Annotated in this window: 2 protein-coding genes; one reads left to right on the top strand and one right to left on the bottom strand. The window is 76.3% G+C overall.

The window, feature by feature from the left end; translation table 11 throughout:
• Nucleotides 1-526 (top strand): hypothetical protein (locus tag ACXJKL_RS20400; protein WP_457208819.1); only part of this gene is annotated, 526 nt, incomplete at its 5' end.
• On the opposite strand, the gene ACXJKL_RS20405 is transcribed toward ACXJKL_RS20400, so the two are convergent.
• Nucleotides 523-1707 (bottom strand): THUMP-like domain-containing protein, encoded by a 1185-nt coding sequence (locus tag ACXJKL_RS20405; RefSeq protein ID WP_457208820.1) that lies wholly within the window; start codon nt 1705-1707, stop codon nt 523-525. The two genes, ACXJKL_RS20400 and ACXJKL_RS20405, sit on opposite strands and share 4 nt — an antisense overlap.
• Nucleotides 1708-1770 lie beyond the last annotated feature (63 nt).

The raw sequence follows: 1770 nt of genomic DNA on the forward strand, positions 1-1770 counted from the left end.
CACCAGCGTCGCCGGGGACTGTCGGGGACGGCTCGTGGGTGACTCCGTCGCCCCGACCGGCGACCCGGTGGCGGTGGCCAACTTCGCCGGCGCCGCGCGGGCGGCGGGCCTCGAGGTGCTCACCCGGCGGGCGGCCCCGGCCTCGCTGACGACCGCGGAGCCGGCCCCCCGACGCGCGAAGAAGGAGAAGGTCAAGGTCTTCGAGCGGCGCCGGGCGGCGTGGAAGGCCCGGGAGAGACGCCGGGCCGCCGCGCTCGGGCGCTGGACCGACGCCGAGGACGCCCGGCTCGCGGCCGGCACGAGCATCGGCTTCACCGGCTACCAGGACGCGACGTACGACGGCCAGGTCGCGGTCGCGACCAACACGCCGTACGTCCTGGGCAGCGTGGGCGCCCCGGTGCGGCTGGCGACCTTCGGTGACACCCCCGGCGCGATGTCGGCCCTGGTCGACGTGCTCCTCGGCAGGGCGCAGGCCCCGGGCCGGCTCCCCGTCGACGTGGCCGGGGTCGAGCGGCGCGGCTGCTAGACGGGCTCCACCAGCAGGGCGGTACCGGCTCCGGCGACCCGGGTCATGACGAGGGTCCCCTCGTTGTCGCCGCGGAGGGCGAGGCGCTTGCGCAGCTGCTCCGGGACGACGTCGACGCCGCGCTTCTTGATCGCCAGGCGGCCGATGCCGCGCTCGCGCAGTGCGGCCCGCAGCGGCTTCTCCCGGTAGGGGAGCTCCTCGAGGACACGGTAGGAGCGGGCGAAGGGGGAGTGGAAGGCGTCGTCGGCGGTGACGTAGGCGATGTGCTCGTCGAGGAGACCGCCCCCGACCCCGGCGGCCACGGYGGTGACCAGCCCGGCCCGGATCACGGCGCCGTCGGGCTCGTAGAGGAAGGCGCCCACCGCACGCACGGGGCGTGGCCGTCCGGTGTAGGGGTCGTCCTCGTCGGTGAGGCTGGCGAGACCGCCGACGCCGATGACGGTGGCGCGGCGACGGGTCGTGGCGAGGTGGGGCGACCAGAGGGCGGCCTCCTTGACCTCGCCGCCGTCGCTCACCCACTCGGCCTCGATGTCGCCCGGCAGCATCGCGTGCGGGATCCCGGGGGCGACCTTGACCACGGCCGTCCCGGTGAGGAGCTCGAGCACGAAGGGCCACGGCGGGGTCCAGCCCTCGGCGTCGAACACCCGGCCACGCGCGCCGCGTCGGGCGGGATCGGCGAAGACGGCACCGAAGCCCGACACGTCGAGAGCGGTGGCGTCGGCGACCTGCACGGCCCCGGGCAGGCCGAGGGCCTCGAGGTTGGCCTGGGCGAGGGCCACCCGCAGCGGGTCGAGGTCCACGCCGGCGGCGGTCAGCCCGGCGCGGGCGAAGGCCAGCAGGTCGCCCCCGATGCCGCACCCGAGGTCGATGACGCTGGCGGGCCGGGCGGCCGCGAGACGTGCCGCGCGGTGCTCGGCGACGCGGAACCGGGTCGACTGCTCGAGCGCGTCGGGGGTGAAGAACATGCGCGGCGCGAGGTCGCCGAACTTCGCGACCGCCTTCGCCCGCAGCTGCACCTGGGTGGTGGCCGCCGCCGCCCGGCCCGGGTCCGGCTCCAGACGGCGTACCGCCGTCGCGACGCGGACCGGGTCACCGTCATGCTCGGCCCATGACAGGGTCGCCTCCTCCAGCAGCCGCCGGCCGGCATCGGTCCGGAGCCAGGCCAGCGTCTCGAGGTCCACGCACGCATCCTGTCAGGCGGGTCGCCGTACCTCCTCGCCCACGACGTGACAGGTTCTCCTCCG

Source organism: Nocardioides sp. P5_C9_2 (assembly GCF_054049555.1).